Annotated in this window: 16 protein-coding genes; 8 read left to right on the top strand and 8 right to left on the bottom strand. The window is 57.9% G+C overall.

Features of this window, described 5'->3' with window-relative positions; translation table 11 throughout:
* The first annotated feature begins 7 nt into the window (after positions 1 to 7).
* Complete coding sequence (locus NA78x_RS06580) at positions 8 to 931, top strand: cobalamin-binding protein (RefSeq protein WP_425617636.1); 924 nt, start codon at positions 8 to 10, stop codon at positions 929 to 931.
* Positions 932 to 937: 6 nt separating this feature from the next.
* Here the strand turns inward: NA78x_RS06580 and NA78x_RS06585 are convergent, their stop codons facing one another.
* From NA78x_RS06585 to NA78x_RS06605, 5 genes are all read right to left on the bottom strand, one after another.
* A complete protein-coding gene (locus NA78x_RS06585; RefSeq protein ID WP_425617637.1) occupies positions 938 to 1,591 on the bottom strand; it encodes an NUDIX hydrolase in 654 nt (217 codons plus the stop codon).
* Complete coding sequence (locus NA78x_RS06590) at positions 1,588 to 3,276, bottom strand: DUF6798 domain-containing protein (RefSeq protein WP_425617638.1); 1,689 nt, start codon at positions 3,274 to 3,276, stop codon at positions 1,588 to 1,590. The genes NA78x_RS06585 and NA78x_RS06590 overlap by 4 nt, the downstream gene beginning before the upstream one ends.
* A 121-nt stretch (positions 3,277 to 3,397) precedes the next feature.
* Entirely contained in the window at positions 3,398 to 4,405 is a 1,008-nt protein-coding gene (locus NA78x_RS06595; protein ID WP_425617639.1) for a cytochrome-c peroxidase, read from the bottom strand.
* Between the two features lie 163 nt (positions 4,406 to 4,568).
* A complete protein-coding gene (locus NA78x_RS06600; protein ID WP_425617640.1) occupies positions 4,569 to 5,450 on the bottom strand; it encodes a sterol desaturase family protein in 882 nt (293 codons plus the stop codon).
* Positions 5,451 to 5,815: 365 nt separating this feature from the next.
* Positions 5,816 to 6,772 (bottom strand): cyanophycinase, encoded by a 957-nt coding sequence (locus NA78x_RS06605; protein ID WP_425617641.1) that lies wholly within the window; start codon positions 6,770 to 6,772, stop codon positions 5,816 to 5,818.
* 190 nt (positions 6,773 to 6,962) lie between these two features.
* On the opposite strand from NA78x_RS06605, the gene NA78x_RS06610 reads away from it, so the two are divergent.
* Positions 6,963 to 7,979, top strand: a complete 1,017-nt coding sequence (locus NA78x_RS06610) for a lactonase family protein (protein WP_425617642.1) — start codon at positions 6,963 to 6,965, stop codon at positions 7,977 to 7,979.
* An 80-nt stretch (positions 7,980 to 8,059) separates the two neighbouring features.
* Positions 8,060 to 8,905 carry a hypothetical protein gene (locus NA78x_RS06615; protein ID WP_425617643.1) on the top strand — a complete coding sequence of 282 codons (846 nt, stop codon included), beginning with the start codon at positions 8,060 to 8,062 and terminating at the stop codon, positions 8,903 to 8,905.
* Positions 8,906 to 9,690: 785 nt separating this feature from the next.
* Here NA78x_RS06615 and NA78x_RS06620 read toward each other — a convergent pair.
* A complete protein-coding gene (locus NA78x_RS06620) occupies positions 9,691 to 9,942 on the bottom strand; it encodes a hypothetical protein (RefSeq protein WP_425617644.1) in 252 nt (83 codons plus the stop codon).
* 272 nt (positions 9,943 to 10,214) lie between these two features.
* The gene (locus NA78x_RS06625) at positions 10,215 to 10,451 is read right to left on the bottom strand and encodes a hypothetical protein (RefSeq protein ID WP_425617645.1); all 237 of its coding nucleotides are present in this window, start codon (positions 10,449 to 10,451) and stop codon (positions 10,215 to 10,217) included.
* Between the two features lie 375 nt (positions 10,452 to 10,826).
* Here NA78x_RS06625 and NA78x_RS06630 point away from each other — a divergent pair, with 375 nt between their 5' ends.
* From NA78x_RS06630 to NA78x_RS06640, 3 genes are all read left to right on the top strand, one after another.
* Positions 10,827 to 11,129, top strand: a complete 303-nt coding sequence (locus tag NA78x_RS06630) for a hypothetical protein (protein WP_425617646.1) — start codon at positions 10,827 to 10,829, stop codon at positions 11,127 to 11,129.
* Between the two features lie 1,527 nt (positions 11,130 to 12,656).
* Positions 12,657 to 13,508, top strand: a complete 852-nt coding sequence (locus NA78x_RS06635; protein WP_425617647.1) for a hypothetical protein — start codon at positions 12,657 to 12,659, stop codon at positions 13,506 to 13,508.
* Positions 13,486 to 13,674 (top strand): hypothetical protein, encoded by a 189-nt coding sequence (locus NA78x_RS06640; RefSeq protein WP_425617648.1) that lies wholly within the window; start codon positions 13,486 to 13,488, stop codon positions 13,672 to 13,674. The genes NA78x_RS06635 and NA78x_RS06640 overlap by 23 nt, the downstream gene beginning before the upstream one ends.
* 173 nt (positions 13,675 to 13,847) lie before the next feature.
* Here NA78x_RS06640 and NA78x_RS06645 read toward each other — a convergent pair whose 3' ends face one another.
* Entirely contained in the window at positions 13,848 to 16,043 is a 2,196-nt protein-coding gene (locus tag NA78x_RS06645; protein ID WP_425617649.1) for a hypothetical protein, read from the bottom strand.
* A gap of 257 nt (positions 16,044 to 16,300) precedes the next feature.
* Between NA78x_RS06645 and NA78x_RS06650 the strand changes: the two genes are divergently transcribed.
* Together NA78x_RS06650 and NA78x_RS06655 are read left to right on the top strand one after the other, a co-directional pair.
* Positions 16,301 to 17,134: an STN domain-containing protein gene (locus NA78x_RS06650; RefSeq protein WP_425617650.1), complete on the top strand. Its 834-nt coding sequence runs from the start codon at positions 16,301 to 16,303 to the stop codon at positions 17,132 to 17,134.
* Between the two features lie 77 nt (positions 17,135 to 17,211).
* On the top strand, positions 17,212 to 17,952 hold the full coding sequence (locus NA78x_RS06655; RefSeq protein WP_425617651.1) for a hypothetical protein: 741 nt from the start codon (positions 17,212 to 17,214) through the stop codon (positions 17,950 to 17,952).
* Positions 17,953 to 17,954: the final 2 nt, after the last annotated feature.

A 17,954-nucleotide genomic window follows, 5' to 3' on the forward strand; every position in this document is an offset into this window, starting at 1 on the left:
AGCCAAGATGCGAATTGTCTCTCTCCTCTCGAGCGCCACGGAAATGCTCTTCGCGCTGGGGCGAGGAGATCAAGTTCTCGCGGTCAGTCACGAATGTGACTGGCCTGCCGCTGCCTTACAGTTGCCACAAGCCACTCGCTCGCGCATCGATAGTCGTCAAACCAGCGACGCCATCGATGCCCAAGTGAAACACCTGCTGGCCAGTGGCGAGCCCTTGTATGAGCTCGACGTAACTTTGCTGCGCGAGCTTCGCCCCGATTGCCTCATTACGCAGGCCCAGTGCGACGTTTGTGCCATTCGCCTCGCCGATGTTTTGAGGCTGAAGGAAGACTTTCCGGAATTGCGTCACGCGCGCGTCGTGCCACTCAATCCTCTCTCGCTCGATGATGTCCTGTGCGACATCCAGCGAGTTGGTCATGCCGTAGGGGCCACGACACAAGCGGCAGCACTCATTGGTGAATATCGCCGTCGGATTTCGGCCGTTACCTCACGCACCAAAACCCTGGGCAGTGAAGATCGCCCGCGCGTGTTGTGCATCGAGTGGATTGCTCCGCTGATGCCAGCCGGCAATTGGACGCCGGAACTCATCTCCCTCGCGGGTGGCGAAAGCGGGCTTGCCACAGCTGGCCAGCACAGCCGGTATGCCACGTGGGACGAAGTGGCAGCCTTCGATCCGCAAGTCATTCTGATTGCCCCTTGCGGCTTTGATCTTCCCCGTACCCTGAAGGAAGCCGAACAACTTGCGAGCATCCCAGGCTGGGCCCAACTCGCGGCAGTTCGCTCCGGCCGCGTCTTCGCCATTGATGGTAACGCGCTGCTCAACCGCAGCGGTCCGCGGTTGATTGAGTCGCTCGAACTCCTCGCTCAGCTTCTGCATCCAGAAATGTTCGGTGACTTCGGCCTCACCAATTTTTGGTGCCCTTGGCCGTAACTGCGATTAGCGAGGGTCGAAGAGGGCAGCCAGTTCGGCGAGCATCATGCAGGTAGCGCCCCAGATGCGGCGATTGCCGATTTGGTAATGCGGGACAGTGAAGTTGAGGCCGTGGCGTTCGATTACGTGCGTGCCCCGCGTTGCTGGGTCAGCCAGTTTCGCAATAGGGACCTCAATCACTTCGGCCACTTCAGCGGGGTTCGGATGCCATTCTGGCGGGTCGAGGCAAAGGGCCAAGTGAGGACGCACCAGCACGTTGCTGACGAAGACGAATAGCGGCGAGAGTTCGCCGAGGACGCGAATGCCGGCGCGCGAGCCGCCAAGCTCTTCTTCGTACTCGCGCAGGGCCGATTGCTGACTCGACTCGCCCGCTTCGATCATGCCGCCTGGCATGCCCACCTGACCTGCATGGGTTTTCATATGCGAGGGACGCAGGATAGCCGGCACATACCAGCCATCGCTCTTGGCATAGAGCAATAAGAGCACCGCGGCTTCGCGTGATTCGCGCGCGGGCGGACCAAAGTGTCGCCCGAACGATAATTGCGGCGCAACCGGCGTTTGGCTCTTGCGACCGGGCAGTCCCCGGGCAATGCGTCCGGCGAGGTAATCCGCCAACGGATCGGGCTGCATCTGGAGCGGCGAAGTTTCCGATCGGCTCATGGTGCTGCTCCCTCGGCCGCCTTGGTATCTGGCGGCAGCAGATACACTTCGTACGCCGCATTCTGACCGCGCGCGTGCGGATAGAGTCGCGGGAATCCGAGCGAGCGATGCGCACGAGTGCGATCGAGCAGGATGTACGTCGCTCCGTACTTGCGTGCGAGAGCAATCAATTCTGCATCGCTGTGCGCGGCGAGGTCGCGAGTGAACGTCGAGCGTGGATAGATCTCTTCCATCGCTTGTTTCCACTGCATCAAGCCTGCTGCATCTTGCGGCACGTCCTTCCAGTTCACCACCTCGGGTCGCTGTGCGTACCAGTGAAATGTTTGTTGCCGGCGAGGTGTCAAAAAGCACGCTTGGCGTGGCGTGTTGCGTTCGATCCAGTCGCAGGCCTTCTGCCACTCGGCGAACATTTGCTTAGGCGAAAGCGCGGGCTTTTGTGGTGCAGGCTGCGCGTCGTCGGTCGGTGCAACTTGCGTGGGCTTAGGCTGCAGAAAAGCGCCAGGCAGTCGCTCTTCGTTGCGTTGCCAAACGGTGTAGGAAACGTCGATGCCGACGCAGATTAAGCTCAGCGTGAGAAACGCAGCATAGATGACCGGTCGCGATTCTTTGCGCCGCGCCAACTCATGTAAGAACGGAATCGCAATGCCAATCGCCAGCATGGTGTCGCTAAGGCGGAACCAATAGTAGCGGAGCAACCGCGCGGCTAATTCTCGCTGGTAAAGAAGTGCCTGGTCGATGATGGCTCCGCATACACCCATGAGCACGGTGCCCAGAATAAACAGATGCAAGGCTCGCAGGCGACTATCGTGACGCTGAATCCAGGCCAGCCGCGCCCAAGTGATGAGCAGCAACAGTTGCCGGGCCATGAAGAAGTGATCGAAGCGATGAAAGACCAGGTGATGCGGCAACCGCTCGAAGACGTAAGCGGTGGTTGCTTCGCGGGCAATCTCGGGGTCGACGCCACGATTGAGCATGATCGCGGGAATCAAGCCCGGCAGCGAAAGGACGAAACCGCCGATAATCGCGGGCAACATGCGCCAGAGCGACGGCGAGCCTGCCGCATTTCGCTCGATCAGCCAGACGCCGCCAATCACCACGCAGCCCCAGCCGCCAATCAACACGTGAAACGCGGCGGCAGTTCCCATCCAAAGCCACGCTCCGGTCCATCTTCTTCGCACTAGGCATTCGAGTGCAAGCAGAAAGAAGGCATAGGCAAAGCTCTTGGCCTCAACGCCGCCGACCATCCACTCGCCAGCCATATGAAACCAGCGCAGAAAAATGAGCATCAGGCCGGCGCTCAAAATAGACATTAACCGGTGAGGAACCAGCGCCACACTCAATCGCTGCCAGGCAGCGGCGAGCATCAGCCAAGTGATTGCGCGGCCGATCCAAGCGGTGGCCTCCAGCGAGCAGAACTTCGTCACCCAACCAAACACCCAGCAGAATGTCAGGTGAGCGTCGGCCGATTCCAGAAAGAGATCACCGCTGCACCAACTGGGATCCCAATAGTTCTTCGCTTTGGCGAGGTAGTGGGATTCACCCACACCAGGAGGCGGTGACCCGGCGATGAGGAAAAAAATCAGAAAGATGAAGCCGGTTTCGACGATTGTCGCCAGCCAGGGATAGTCGCGCACGTCGCCGGAGTCGATGACTTCCAAGAGCGGCGGCTGAGACTTGCGGGTCACGAGTTGGGTTCGATCGGTTGGAGTTAGCGAGTGGTGGGCAGACACTCCAAGCTAATCACTGACCACAAAACTGGCCAGTGGCTCGCGCAATCAGCGTCGAGCCCTGGTTGTCGCCGTCTCGCTACTCGGGCAACTTCGGTGGCTTCACGTGCGGATACGTTTCGCTGGTCAGGCCTTCGACCAGGAACTTCACGATGTCAGCTTGTTCTTCCTTGGTGAGCTTGAGCTCGAAGATCTCCTCGTCGAGCTGCGCGTTGGGGTGACCACCGATGTTGTAGTAGTCCACCACTTCGCCCAGCGTGGCAAAGCGACCGTCGTGCATGTAAGGAGCAGTACGCGAGATTTCACGCAGCGTGGGAGTCTTGAACGCACCCTTGTCACCTTCCAACTTGGTGACCACAAAGCGGCCCAAGTCGGGCATGTCTTTATCCATGCCGATGCCCAGGTTGTGGAACGCGAAGTCGCTAAAGCTGTGGCCGCTGTGACAGGCCGAGCAGTTCGCCTTGCCAAAGAAGAGCTTCATGCCCCGCTGGGCTTGTTCCGAAAGGGCCGCCTTATCGCCGGCCTTGAAGCGGTCGTAAGGAGCGTCGCCCGAGAGAATCGTACGCTCGAAGGCGGCGATCGACTGGGCCATGCCTTTCGGAGTGACATCGGTTTTGAAGATCTTTTGGAACTGTTCGCGGTAGCCGGGAATCTTGTTCAGCTTGGCGACGACGTCTTCGATCTTCATATCCATTTCGATCGGATTTTGGATCGGCCCGAGAGCCTGCTCTTCGAGGTGAGCAGCGCGACCGTCCCAGAACTGCAACGTGGCGTAGGCCGAGTTGACGATGCTTGGGCTGCTACGGCCGCCGCGTTGACCACGAACGCCGGTGGCAAAAGTGTCACCGTTTGACCAGCCTTTATCGGGATCGTGGCAAGTTGCACAGCTCACGCTATCGTCTTTCGACAGTCGCTTGTCGAAGTACAGTTGCTTGCCAAGCTCGACCTTCTCCGCGGTGTGCGGGTTATCCTGCGGATACAAGATCGCTCCCAATCCCTTGGGCGGAGCCGGCGGTTCGGCGACTGCTTGGTTCACCAAACCCACAACGAGCAGACCGCAGGCACTGGCAACTAACGTACGAATCATTCGAGAGCACAGCACGCGTAACACTCCTCAAGAGATCGGCGAGTTTCACAAGGCGGGAACTCGTATTCTTCCTGGCACATGCGTCGAAGGCAAGTGCTGAAGCCCGCAAGTGAACGAACGCAAGTTCCCCCGAAACAACGGGATTCTTGCGAGCTGGAGAAAACTAGTGGTGCCGAGCGCGTGCATAACGCTTGCTAATTCCGCCCGCAAAGTGCGAACCGCTGGGCTGCGGAAGAGGTGCCTCGGTCCGCTTCTCTTCACCGAGATCGTGCTGGCGTTGGGGCTTGTGAGCCGCCGCCGCTGGCTTGTGATTCGCAGCCACGATCTCTTCATCTTCCATCAAAGTCCCCATCCAGCGATCCCAAACATTAAAGAACGAGCCAAAGTTCTTGTTCATGTTGGTGTGGTGCCCGTCGTGATGCGTCACCGTATTCAGCCCGCGAAAAAACGGATGCTGAGAAATGAACTTGGGAACCATTTCGTAGCCGGTGTGGCCAGCCGTATTTACCTGCGTATCGATCCACAGGAAGAGCAGGAATGCCAGCGGATGGAGTGGCAGGAACAAAACGAGACTCGCGATGCAAAGAAACTGCACCACTGCTTCGGCCGGCTGAAACGCAAAAATGGCCCACGGTGTCGGCGCGACCGAGCGATGGTGCCCGAGGTGCATGTACTTGAACACGGGACGCCAATGCATGAAGCGGTGCGTCCAGTAAAAGAAGGTGTCGTGAACAACCAGGCACAAGAACACGCTCACCGGAAAGTAGCCGATGGGGTAATCGCGAAAGTTCCAATAGATGCTCGTGTGGCCACTCTTATAAAGCTGATAGAGCCCGGTGGTCATCACCGCGAAAATGAACACCGTCGACACCGAGAGTTGGATCTCCCGCTTGATTTGCGCAGCCGTTGGTTGCCGACTTTGAATGGGCTCCAAGTCCCGCTGGCGCACGTGATACAGCCAGTAGAACGACCCGGCGGGAACGAAATAACCGAGCACCAAGAGGAACGCGAAGATCGCGGAAAACTCGAGTAGTACGGTATTCATTTCAGGGCAACTTCATGCAAGCGTGGCTGAGGCTTCCCAGCATTTCGCCGGACCGCCGCAAATATTTGCAAATGCTATGCCGACATGCCAGACCAGCATTTTTGTCGGCCAGGACAAGCAGAAAACCTGCGGCAAAATTGGGATCAAATCCTCCGTAGAAAAACTCTGCGGATGGCCGCGAGCGATACAAGTGGCAGAGCTCCGCTCACTTGCAAAGATGAACTGGTAGTTAAGAAGTCGCCTTCTGCGCTCGCCCTCGGTAATTTCTTTGCCCGATCAAAACGCACAGCAGACGACCGTGCTTTGCAAATGCATAGTCGCTCGCTGAGAATTTGGTACAGAGAAATTCGGTAAGGGAAGTGGGCTTACTTCTTAGCCAGATTCGCTGGAAGCAATTTAAGCGGAGAGTCGGCCTGATCGCGGGCGCGGACTATTTCCGCCCCTTCTCCACTGGCCAGCATATGCAGCGACATGGTGCGGTTCTGATCGGGGACGATCACCGTTGCGCGGTTTTGACCCAGCACGCGCACATGGTTCGCGCGGATGATGAGCGCCGTCTGTTCGTCAACGCCGAGCCCGACCTTTTGCGGGTTCTGCCCGAGCACGCCAAGTAGCCGCGTGTGCCGGGCTCGCTCGGTAAAGTGCTGGTCAACGACAGCCGACATCAGCAAACCAAAGCCGCCGTCGGTAACGGCATCGCGCGACGTGCCATGACGAATCATCGTCTCGGACATGATCGCCGCGCCGGCCGACGTGCCACCGACAACACCGCCCCGTTCCAGCACCTGCTGCAGTTGCTTCTCGACACGCGTCCCTTTGTACAGATCGGCGAGCCGCCCCTGCGCTCCGCCCGAGATCCACACGCCGGTCGCATTGGCCAGCGGACGAGCGAAGGCTTCGCTATCGGCCTCTTCACGCGTGCTGGCATGCAGAAAATCGAAGGACTGTACGGGATACTCGAGCCAGCCACTGAAGCGGTAAGTAAGCGCTTCGAGATTTGCCCAGGGATAGGCAGAGGGAATCAGAACCAAGCGGCTGTTGGGTCCGCCCGCGAGTTTGATGAACTCGTCGTAGACTTCTTCCGGCAAATTGCCGCCGCCACACACCATCAAGGTTCCACCGCCGGAAACTGCGCCGCGCGGAAGGCCTAAGACATTGGGCCCAGCCTCCTTCAATGCGGCCGTCTTAGCCACGGCTGCACTCGGACTGGTTTCATCACCAGCGAGGCCAGGATCATTCTCGCCGCCAGCTGCCATTCGATCACTGCCAAGCGCCAGCAGAGCAACGAGCCCAGCCAGCATTGCAACGAATCTGCACTGCATGAGTCCTCCTTGTTCGCCCGTCCCCAGCGATTGTAGCCAGCTCGAAAATAGCGTCTAGCCCAGTTGCGCGTTACAACACCTTCACGTGCTAGCCTCCCATTCCTTTGCTGCGAAAGGTGTACTCGTGAGAACTCGCTTTTTTTGCTCGCTGTTGTTGCTGTGCGTTGCACTCGCTGGAAGGATCGCGCCGATGGCTGCCGCCGAAACGTGCCTCTACATTTCCGACTCCGGCTCGCAGTCGATTGTGCACTACGATCTGGACGAACAGACCGGCAAGTTAAAAGAAGTCTCGCGCACCAACGTCGGCACCGCGCCCGGCTCGCTGGCCGTGCATGCGCCGAGTCGCACCCTGTTCGCTTCGCTGCGGACGAATGCGCGCATTGGCTCGTTTAAAATCGAGAACGACGGCAAGCTATCGGCCATCAACGAAACGGAGTTGGGCACCGGCGCGAATGCCGCCTATGTGAATGTCGACCGCGCCGGCAAGTTTCTGTTTGCCGCCTCGTATGCTGCGGGACGCATGACCGTGCACGAGATTGCTGCCGGCGGAAAGATCGGCGCCAAGCCGCTGCAGGAGATCATGACGGCCAAGACCGCGCATGCGACGGTCCTCTCGCCGGACGAAAAATGGGTCTTCGTGCCCCACGTCGAACCCAATTCCATCTTTCAATTCAAACTCGACGTGCAGAGTGGCAAGCTGACCCAGCAAGAGAAGGCTGCTGGCGGCAAGCCCGGCGCGGGACCGCGACACCTGGCGATTCATCCCTCGGCCAAGTTCGCCTTCAGCAGTGACGAAACGGGGAGCAGCTGCACGCTCTATTCGCTGGATGCCGAAAAAGGTTTGACGCCGCTGCAAACCGTCTCCACCTTGCCGGAGACGTTTCAAGGTCGCAATACTACCGCCGACGTACATGTGCATCCCAGTGGCGAGTTCGTCTGGGTTTCGAATCGCGGGCACGACAGCCTCGCAGGCTTTCGCTTTGATGCCCCCGCCAGCAAGCTGACGGCTCTCGGTCAAACGCCAACCGAAAAGACGCCGCGCTCGTTCGCCCTCAGCCCCAACGGCAAATTCTTGTTCGCCGGCGGCGAAGGAACCGGCAAGCTGGCGGCTTACTCGATCGACACGAAGAGTGGCAAGCTCGAGCGAATCGAAACCTACGACGTCGGGAAGAGCCTCAGCTGGGTGAGTGCCGTGACGCTACCGTAGGAACAGAAGATGAGTCGGTGGATCGCCCAACGGGAATCGTCGCTTGGGCAGTGAAGGTTGAAAACGCTAGAGTCCTCAGCATGTTGCGACCAAACTTCAACTGGCAGAATCTCCTGTCGCTGCACTTTGTCGCAGCGTTGTGCTCACTTGTTGGTTGTGACCAATTCAGCGGCCCACCTCCGCAAGTGATACAGCATTCACATCCCGCTACTCCGCATATGGTCCAAGCCACCGAGTACGTTCTACCTGCAGATGAATTGCCTGCCGATGTCAACGCAGCGCTCGATCCGTGGATTAGTCAGCTTCGCGGCAAGCAGCCAGCCGACGTGAAGAAGATGCTCGTCGAGCGCTGGAGCACGATCCAAAACCCGGTGCTCCAAGAACTGCGAGACCGCTTGCTGGAGTTCCAACCGACATCGGTCGTCGTTCGCCAAGGGCAAGGCTGGTTGAGGCTGCAAACTCCATCAGCAGACCCCGGAATTGGCGACAGCTGGTACGTGCCAGCGCCGATCAGCGTTGCTACGTTGTCGGAGAAACTGAAAAAAGTCGGCCTGCGGGACAATGCCGTTCTGACCGAGTTCGCAGAGCACTTTAGTGGTCTACGCGAATCCATGCCCGATACTGCGGGCAGCTTTCTGGAAGGGAGCGAGTGGTACACCTTTCCACTACCTGGATATGAATTGCATGAAATCCGGGGAGCGAAAGATTGGCAAGGTTCACTCATCCTCTTTCATGCTCTTAACGGCAACGCGGTGTTACTGCACCCCGACGGACACTGCGGTTGGTGGCACTTTCCAGACCACGAAACGGAACAGCGTTATCCGGACCTGGAATCTTTCATTCGAGCCTTCACACAGTTCAGTCGCGTCTACTCCTGGCCGTTTGACGGCTATACCCCGCCAGACGACAGCCGCCGGCTACCCTGAGTAGAACCTGGTGGCACGTGGTGGTACTCCACCCGTGTCTTCCCCTGGTCTTGTGAGGTACGGATCTCTCTTTCTGAATGTTTGCGTAGGCAATCGACTGCATAGTGCCAGCCAGAGGACCGTCATCAGTTGCAGCTCGACGATAGCGCAAAATGGCTAGAGTTCCGGCAGCGGCGCGTGATCCAACAGCGGCGAGAATGGCTGGCGAACACGGGTGGAGTACCACCACGTGCCACCAACCGGCTCTGAAGTTGGTTCGGCGATACTCAAGGCATACGGCCGGAACATCAGCGGACTGTACGCGGCCAAATATGGCCGTCACTGCCATTCATTCAGCATTCGGAATATTCACGACAAGATCGCGTACCCCGCGCCTTTTGGGAATATCCACCGCAAACAATGATCGTGACCCGTCAGTAAAATCGACCTTCATAGCAATCGCTGGCTGGTGCCAATAACTCAATTCGTGCCCTAGCCAGGTTGTCCGTCCAGAGCATTTCACATCAAGCTGTGCGACGCTGTTTTGGCCCAAGGGACATGGCTTCCAAAACCACCCGCCCTCGGTGTTTGGATTTGAAACGAGGCCATCTGCATCTGGCCGGTAGCTTACAACAGCCGCTTCGGCGTGGGCGATTGCCTTCCCAGTTTCATTAACAATTCTGACGTTGAGCGAAAATCGACCGTCCCAAACGGCAACCCAGGGTCCGAAATAGAGTAAGGCCAGCGCCGGCGGACCTAGTGCCACTGCAATTAGCAGTGTGCGGACACGGAAGCGCATGGCGAGTCTAACCATATTTATTCCCCGCGCACTCTGGGCACAGGATGCGGTAATCGAAATCGCTGGCGTTGGGGCCGTCATATTCGATCAACCAACCACGGCGGTACGCTTCGTTGGCCAGGGCCACGAAATAGCCGGAATCCGAAAAACGCGGCTGCCCTTCCGGCAAGTCTTCGGAGTCCAGGCTTGCTTTGCATCGGTGACAAATGAGCGTTATGTCAGCAAGCGCAGCGTCTTTGTAGATGTCCGGCGCGTCCATTTTCCTATCCTAACGCCCGCAAATGTGGCGGGCTACTTCACACCACGTATCGCGGATTGGCAATCAAAATTAACCAACTGCAAAATTAGCAGCGTACGGGCCGGGTAGCCCGGTAGCTCATTGCCGCTCCTAAGAGTTCCGGCAGCGACGCGTGATCCAACAGTGGCGAAGATGGCTGGCGAACACGGGTGGAGTACCACCACGTGCCACCGGCCGCGTCGGCTCTGTGATTTAGGGCGAAGTGCGGAATTCTTGGCCGGTGAAGTGGACAGCTATTTCCACACATCCGGTCTAACCCTGCGATCGATTTGCTCGAGCGGCCAGTACAGTGATTCAATCCGATGTGCGCCGAGGCGATAATGAACGAACGCTACATAGCCTCCGTTCAGGTGAGAATTCACGTCCACGATAAACCCGGCTGGTACTACCAGTGCCAGATAGCTGCCGATGTAGAGCATCGGTAGCAGCATCAAAATGGCAACAGTAAGGGGTCCGACGTGTTTCCTCATCACCCCATTCTACCCGTGCACAAAAAAGCCCCGCCAGACTGAACGGACTTTTTCGCTTCTTGCTGAAGCTGCTGCTTTCGGCGGTTCCTTCAGCGACTACACATGTCGGCAGTTTCGCGGCCATCGCTGGCGTGTGCTTGCCGCCACCGCACAGTTCGTGGTTGCGACTGCCCGGAGCCTACCTGGAGATTTGCGTGTAGCGGCAGTTTGACGATAGCGCAAAATGGCTAGGTTTCCGGCAGCGGCGAGTGATCTAACAGGGGCGAGAATGGTCGACGAACACGGGTGGAGTACCACCACGTGCCACCGACGAGTGACTGGGCCAACAAAATCTCGTAAGCTTGGCTGAAAACAAAGCAGCGGTGAGGGATCTCGATGGGTTGGGCTACGGCATACATTGCACAGTTGCGCGCAGGGGAAACCGTGTCATTCCGTCCACGCGGCAACTCGATGGTTGGCAAGATTGAATCTGGTCAGCTTTGCACGGTCGAGCCAGTCGACCCGGCGGCACTGGATGTTGGTGATATTGTGCTTTGCAAAGTAAACGGCAAAGAATATCTGCACCTCGTCAAAGCCATTCAGGGGCCACGCTTCCAAATCGGCAACAATCGCGGGCGCATCAATGGCTGGGTAGGCGCGAACTCGATCTTCGGCCGGTGCGTCAGCGTAGAAGCGTAGGTCGACTGGCACCGCTCGTGGCGCAGACTAGCGCCAAAGAGCGCAGTACCAATCCAGCCAGCGATAAGTGCCGGTAGCCCTCCCGGAGTTCAACAGCAGGGTATAGAAGTCTCTGGTACTTTCCGCGTCCAGGTAGTCATGGTCTACCAGCCAAAATGCCGGCCCGATGGAAGCCGCGTAGAGTGCGGGAAGGACGAGCACAAGCAGCATGATGGCTGCGAAGATCGACGCGGCAGAGCGAGGCTTGTGCATGGTTGCTGTTGGTCACTGCTCTACGCCATGGTGACGACCCATTGCAGTTGCATCGTACCCGACGATCTCCAAGGGTAGGAATGAGAAATCTGTGGAGGCAATCTTGCTCGCTGCCCGGAAGCAGCCAACCGAATGCAGCCGCCCACGTCTCATCACCAAGAAAGTTGCGATCGGCAGTTTGACAAAGAATCACGAGTCGAGCAGATTCCAGGTTGTTTGGTTTTTCGTTGTGCGAGCGGCGCCACTGGGCGAGGAGGTCGATGCCGAAGTTGGTTAGGAGAGGTAACGGAAGGGCTTAGCCCGGCTTCCGGACAGGGAACTGTGCGGAAGGCGAAGTAGGCCTGCGCGCAGGGCTTGGTGTCACCAGTCACGTTGGCACGGTAGGTTCTGGCCGCTGGCCGGAACTTGCGGCAGCGAGACGCCGGTTGTGCGCTTGGCGGTCGATTGCCAAAGGCAGGCGTCCAATGACGCAGTCAGGATCGCATCCGTCGGATGCGACCTACTGGACAGCGCGATCCGTTACGGCCTGCCCTGGCTGCCGAGAGCCACCTGAAAAAGTGGTTATCAGCATTTCGAAGAAAACGGAGACTTTCTTCGCGTAAGTGGAATGGCAGTGGGTGGTTCCAGCAAATGGTTATCGCGAAAAAGTTGATGAAAAAGTTATCAAAAACGGTTATCAGAGCGAGTGAGATGACTGCGGTTGCTTCGAGGCGAGCCCCTCCCCCCGACCCTCTCTCGCCGGAGTACACGAGGCGAGAGAAAGGGAATCCCATGAGGGAGAGCGAAGAAAGTGAGTCGGTGGATCGCACAACGGGAATAATCGTTTGGGGCGATGTCGAATTCCCAGGTGGGGCTGACTGCCGCAGGAAAATGTTTGCCGCGCCGAGGAATGAACTCGGTGGAGGGTGGCCTGTGTTTCGGTCATGACGGTGGAAGGAGTCGTGCCAACGAAGTCGGGACGTTGCCCGCACGGAAGACGCTCTTTTAGGGAGTCGCTGGCTTTCGTTCGTCGCACCTTCAGCTGCCAAAAGCTCGTCCGGTAAGTTGCTGGGACCGAGCTAAACCGGGTATTCGTAGGATTTTGAAGCGTTTCGTTGAATTTGCTATCGGGCGAAATTATACTGCAGTGACGTTCTGCTCTTCTGTCGTAAAGTGGCCGCAGATCACCGCTCGGTGAGATGCCTTGGATTCTGGTCGACTTTGCGAGGCGGCGGATTTGCTGCCCAGAGTGTTTACCGTGCTGGCCGCGGACCTTTCGGTTAAGGTGACTTAGCTATGACTCTCGTCGGAAAGATATTCACCGTTTTGATCTTCGTCATGAGCATCTGCTTTATGACGGCCTCGGTGATGGTCTTCGCCACCCACAAAAATTGGAAAGACTACGCCCAAAATACAGACGCCTCGAAGGGCAAGATCGGGCTCGAGAAACAACTCGCCGATCTGCGCACCTTAGAGACGAATCTGAAGGAAGAGTTGGAACGCACCAAGCGCCGGCTCGAAGAAGAACGGGTCGCGCGCCGCGCCGTGCTCGGTAGCTTGCAAGCTCGCCTGGCTCGGGCCGAAACCGAACTCGCCGCCAAGCAGCGAGAATACGACACCCTGATCACCAGCAATAGCAAGGTGACGGAAGAAGTGAGCGTCGCTCAGAAGCGGCTCACCGACCTCGAAGCTCAAATCGTAACCACCCGTCAGGCCCTGCGTGATACCTCAGCAGATCTGGACGACAAGTTTGCTCAAGTCGTGAAGCTGACCGACGATCTCAATCAAGCCACTGGCTTGAAGGCTCGCCTGGACGAACGGAACACGCAACTTGCTCTGCAAGTCACCAAGATGAAGATGGTGATGGATGCCAAGGGACTCGACGTCAACACACTCGTCGCTCACATCGAGCCCCGCGTGAAGGGCAAAGTTCTGGACGTCAACTCGACCGACCTGGTCGAAGTTTCGCTTGGCTCGGACGACGGCTTGAAGCCTGGACACAACCTGCAGGTCTATCGCGGCAACACCTATCTGGGCATGGTCACTGTCAAGCAGACCGCACCCGATCGGTCGGTCGCTCAGATTGATAAGAAGTACCAACGCGGCCCGATTCGGAAGGATGACAATGTCTCTACCCAGCTCAAGTAATCCGGGCCAACCTGCCGTGCAGAAGCAGGGGACGAACATCTACACCGTGATGTTGATCCTCTCGTTTCTCGCCCTCGTCACCGGTACCGTCCTGCTCTCGATGGAATTGAATCGCTACGGCGAATATCCATGGTGGAACACCCCCGCGAGAACCGGCGGGTCGTAGGCAGCGAAGACGATCAACAAGAAACAATCCAAGCCGAAGTGGTTCGAGTGAACCACTTCGGCTTTGGTGTTTCTTGGCTCTGCCTGAGCCGGAAGCGTCAGCGCCCGGAGAGTATTCTCTGACCTCTCCGGCCGCTCACGCTTCCGGCTCATTGGCCCAGACGCTTCCGAGAACTACTCGACCTTAAGGTCTTCGATCAGCTTTTCGAAGTCGCGTTTGGCTTTGGCTTCGCGATCTTGAATCTGAAAGATCTCGCTGCGGACAATGTCGAGTTCGGTTTCGACGCTGCCGAGTTTCTTCAGGTAGCGTTGCAGCAGGTCGTTGGTCGACCGCTTGTTCTCTTCGCTGACATTCGACGCGCCTTGCACATAGGGGAGGGCTTTCAGGTTCAGCCTGGTCCGCTCCTGCTCACTGGTGAGAGCCTCGAACTGGGCCTGCTTGGCCACGCGCACGTTGGTCACCTCGGCCAGTTTCGTGCGGCTGGCAAGGAGCGAATCGAACGCAGCCTTGAGCTCTGGCGAGGCTACAGGCAGGCGAACGTAGACGTCGATTTGCGCCGGCTCGAGCATGGTGAGCGCGAAGTCCTCCGTTACCTCTTGCTCATCGGTCACAATCAGCCTGGCCGTCTTGCCCGGCTCGGCAGTAACGCGAAAGCGATGGAGCGAGCGGGTCTTTTCTTCGGCTACGGGCGAGACAAGGTTCCAGGCGGGATCAACACCCCGCTCGATCAACAATTGCTTGGCCTTGTTCCCCGAGTTCTTTACCAGGTAGGTCGAGGTGCGCGTGACCTTCTGCTTGGCATACAGTCCACCCTTGCGAATCTGCAGCGCAATCACCTGGCGTTTTTCCGAACGATCTTCGGCGACGACTTCGGTCTCCAGATCGAGGGCATAGCTGATGATGCGGGTCGAACCGGGGGCGAGATCTTCGATGCGGGCATCGCCGGCGTACTCGCCGCCGTCGAAGAGCGTGACCGGACCTTGCAACAAGTGCAGGTCGGTCGTGTTCGTCAGGCGAACACCCGACAGCGGATGCTTGCGATGCACCGCTGGGTTATAGATCGCCAGTTTCTCGCCCTTCACCGGCGCGTTCACAATCGGCAGCATCGACGATTCGTTCTGCGGCAAGGTCACGGGCGTCTTGATCGAGTAGCGAAAGAGCTCGCCGATATCCTGCCCCTTCGCGGCACTCTCGACACCTTGTGACAGGTCGATCTTGTCTGCGTCACGCTCACTAAAGGGATCGACCACCGGCACCACGCTGGTAGCGAAAGGCCGTGTCTTTGAGCCGGGTGGTTCGCCGCCAAAGGTCCCGCCACCGAGGCCACCGCCAAAACCTGCACCGCCGCCCATGCCACCCCCGCCGAACCCACCGCCGCCAAAGCTGCCACTTTGTTTGCGACCGCCAGCAGCGCGAAACTCATCTTCCTTGGCGCCCAGGTCCTGGTCGTACACGCGCGGTGAGAGGCTGGCATGCATCTCGGGCACGACAAAGGGGCGCGTCATGAACAGCGGTTGAGAGAGGTCCATGACGAACGAAATCGGGCGACCACTGACGAGCGTGAGTTGTACGTCTTTCCAATCCTGGGTCGAAGTGTTTTCGACAATTGCCCAGCCTTGCAGAAAGGGAGCTTCGTCATCGCTGAGCACCAGGCGATAGCTGGTCTTCCAAACGGGAGCTTCCTGGATGTAGCCCACGGCGACATCACGTTTGCCTTTGCCTTGAAAATCGAGCTTCACCCGCCGTTGATCGTTGGCATGCACGCCGGCGAGCAACGTAAGGGCTTGCTGAAACTCCTTGTCGATCTTGGGGCTGACAAAGTTCGTGCGCGAGATGGTATCGAGCCGAATGCTGCGCAGACCCTCGCTGGTGCGCAAGTTCAGCACTTCCACTTGCGCGACTTTATCGCCCGCAAGCGGCACATTGCGCACTTCCACTCCCACGACCAAGCCCGTGACCGGCGTGGGCGTTTCGAGCAGCACTTCCTGCCCTCGCAACTGCTGAAAGATCTCGGCCAGCGTGGGATTGTCGGTCAGGTCGATGGTGAACGTGCGGAGGGTGCGCGTGAGTGGCTCGGGCGAACCGTAGTTGATGCCCGTCACAATCCCTCCCTGGCGATCTTGCACCACCATGCTCTTCAGCAGGTCGTTGATGTCGTCGGTCTTGAAGCTGAATTCGATCTGCTTGTTCCCTTCGATCTGTCCTTCGTGCTCAAAAAAGCCCACGCTGGAACTAAACAGCACGACACGCTTCAGCGGCAAAGGCTGCGGAGGCAACTTGGCTGGAGCCTCTTGAGCGGAAGCGCGAAGAGCGAGAAGAGGAAGCAACATTAGCGCGGCGATGAGCCAGCGCGCACGGGGATTCAACATGGTGACCTGAGCTCCGAGAAGTGAATGACGACCGTTGCCAACAAGATTGAACAGGGGGAAATGCCAAACGGAATTGTTCGGCAAACTGCATACGATAAGAACATGTGGCGAACCACACGCATGAGATAGCACACGTTTTCCAGCGTGTGACTTTGCAGATTAGCGCCCCTGACGCTCGGGATTATAGTTGTCAGCTGGGCATAAAACTAGTTATCCTGAGTCTCGACTCGGTGGGGCTACCATCAAGGGTACAATTCGTGCGAACTCCTCTCGGTTCTCTTCTCTTCACCTGCGCGCACGTCTTTCTGGTTGGCCTGCTGCTGGAAATGCCCGCTTCGGCTCAGGTGCCTTTGGCCCTCTCGGCCGTGAGCCCCGATTCTTCGGCGGCCGACAAGATTGAGGAAGCGCTAGCGAAGCGACACGCTCTGACGTTGCTCGATACGCCGCTGCGAGAAGCCCTCGATCATATCGCCCAGAAATCGGGCCTGGCGATCAAGCTCTCGAAGAAGATCGAAGACGCGGGCGTTCAGCCCGATCAACCGGTGACGATCAAGGTCCAGAACATCACGCTCAACTCGGCGCTAAACCTAATGCTGGCCGATCTGAACCTGACCACCACGATTCAGAACGAGACCCTGGTCATCACTACGATCGAAGATGCTCAGTCGCCCGAGAACATGATCACGCGAGTCTATCCGGTTAAGGACTTGCTCGATGCGGGAAATGACTACGATCCACTGATTGAACTGATCACATCGACCCTCGAACCAGACTCCTGGCAAGATGTCGGCGGCCCAGGCTCGATTAGTGGATTCGAGAACTCGGCTTCGCTGGTCACTTCTCAGCGGCGCGATATTCATCAGCGTATTGGTGCGCTGTTAATGACCTTGCGTCAGGCCAAGAGTGTGCAAGGGATTTCGAGCAGGAGCCCGGTACCAACCCGAGCCAGTTCACCGCTGGCGAGTTCCAGGCTGCTCAGTTCGCCACTCCCCAGTAGCGGCAATCGTTATAGCCGCGGGCCACTACGCCGCGGCGAAGATAGCGCCGCGCCCAGCTGGTCTCTGCCGCAGCTGTATGAGGCGAAGGAATAGCCAGAACTCTCTCGCAATCTTTATCGGCCCGCGATTTCGCCACTCTACTGAAACTTTTGTTTCGCGAGGATTGAATCATGTCACGATTCAGATTTGCTTGTCTGCTTGTTGCCCTTAGCGTTTTGCTCGGCTCGCCGCTCTGCGCCGAGCCTCCCGTTTCTTATCTCGTGTACCGCGAGAAAGATAATGCCAATCACCAGAAAGTGAGCGCGGCACTTGATAAGCAGGTGTCTTACGAGTTCGAAGACACGCCGCTCAAGGAAGTCATGCAGAGAATTGCGATAGACTTGAAGATCAACATCGTGTTGACGAAGAAGATCGAGGATGCCGGAGTCCAGCCCGATCAGCCTGTCACCAAGCAAGTAACGGACGTTTCGCTCCGTTCGTTTTTGAGACTGCTGCTGGAGGACTTGAATCTGACCTTCATGGTGCGCGATGAAGTGCTGAAGATCACGACGCTCGAAGATGCGCAATCTCCTGAGAAATTGGCCGTGCGAATCTACCCCGTGAAGGATTTGATCGACGCGGGAGTCGTGGTCGATGGTAAGCCCAAGTTCCATTTCGATCCGTTGATTGAAATTCTGACTCAGACCATCGAGCCCGATTCCTGGAATGACGTGGGTGGACCGGGGTCGATCAAAGGCTTTGATAACGCGGCATCCCTGATCATCAGCCAGCGAGACGATATCCACGAGACCATTGGTCAACTCTTCACCACGCTACGGGTCTCGCGCGCTGGCCAGAACCTGGGTGCATCGGCGACTGGCTCGCAGCCTGCATCGTCGACGTCGGCACCGGGAACCGTACGAGCGCCATAGTG

The sequence above is a fragment of the Anatilimnocola aquadivae genome, assembly GCF_049819085.1.
GTDB lineage: Bacteria > Planctomycetota > Planctomycetia > Pirellulales > Pirellulaceae > Anatilimnocola.

Excerpts from the sequence above, each read along its gene's own strand:
- NA78x_RS06580 (WP_425617636.1), top strand. The coding sequence starts at position 8 with ATGCGAATTGTCTCTCTCCTCTCGAGCGCCACGGAAATGCTCTTCGCG.
- NA78x_RS06585 (WP_425617637.1), bottom strand. The coding sequence starts at position 1,591 with ATGAGCCGATCGGAAACTTCGCCGCTCCAGATGCAGCCCGATCCGTTG.
- NA78x_RS06595 (WP_425617639.1), bottom strand. The coding sequence starts at position 4,405 with ATGATTCGTACGTTAGTTGCCAGTGCCTGCGGTCTGCTCGTTGTGGGT.
- NA78x_RS06600 (WP_425617640.1), bottom strand. The coding sequence starts at position 5,450 with ATGAATACCGTACTACTCGAGTTTTCCGCGATCTTCGCGTTCCTCTTG.
- NA78x_RS06605 (WP_425617641.1), bottom strand. The coding sequence starts at position 6,772 with ATGCAGTGCAGATTCGTTGCAATGCTGGCTGGGCTCGTTGCTCTGCTG.
- NA78x_RS06610 (WP_425617642.1), top strand. The coding sequence starts at position 6,963 with ATGGCTGCCGCCGAAACGTGCCTCTACATTTCCGACTCCGGCTCGCAG.
- NA78x_RS06615 (WP_425617643.1), top strand. The coding sequence starts at position 8,060 with ATGTTGCGACCAAACTTCAACTGGCAGAATCTCCTGTCGCTGCACTTT.
- NA78x_RS06620 (WP_425617644.1), bottom strand. The coding sequence starts at position 9,942 with ATGGACGCGCCGGACATCTACAAAGACGCTGCGCTTGCTGACATAACG.
- NA78x_RS06625 (WP_425617645.1), bottom strand. The coding sequence starts at position 10,451 with ATGAGGAAACACGTCGGACCCCTTACTGTTGCCATTTTGATGCTGCTA.
- NA78x_RS06630 (WP_425617646.1), top strand. The coding sequence starts at position 10,827 with ATGGGTTGGGCTACGGCATACATTGCACAGTTGCGCGCAGGGGAAACC.
- NA78x_RS06635 (WP_425617647.1), top strand. The coding sequence starts at position 12,657 with ATGACTCTCGTCGGAAAGATATTCACCGTTTTGATCTTCGTCATGAGC.
- NA78x_RS06640 (WP_425617648.1), top strand. The coding sequence starts at position 13,486 with ATGTCTCTACCCAGCTCAAGTAATCCGGGCCAACCTGCCGTGCAGAAG.
- NA78x_RS06645 (WP_425617649.1), bottom strand. The coding sequence starts at position 16,043 with ATGTTGAATCCCCGTGCGCGCTGGCTCATCGCCGCGCTAATGTTGCTT.
- NA78x_RS06655 (WP_425617651.1), top strand. The coding sequence starts at position 17,212 with ATGTCACGATTCAGATTTGCTTGTCTGCTTGTTGCCCTTAGCGTTTTG.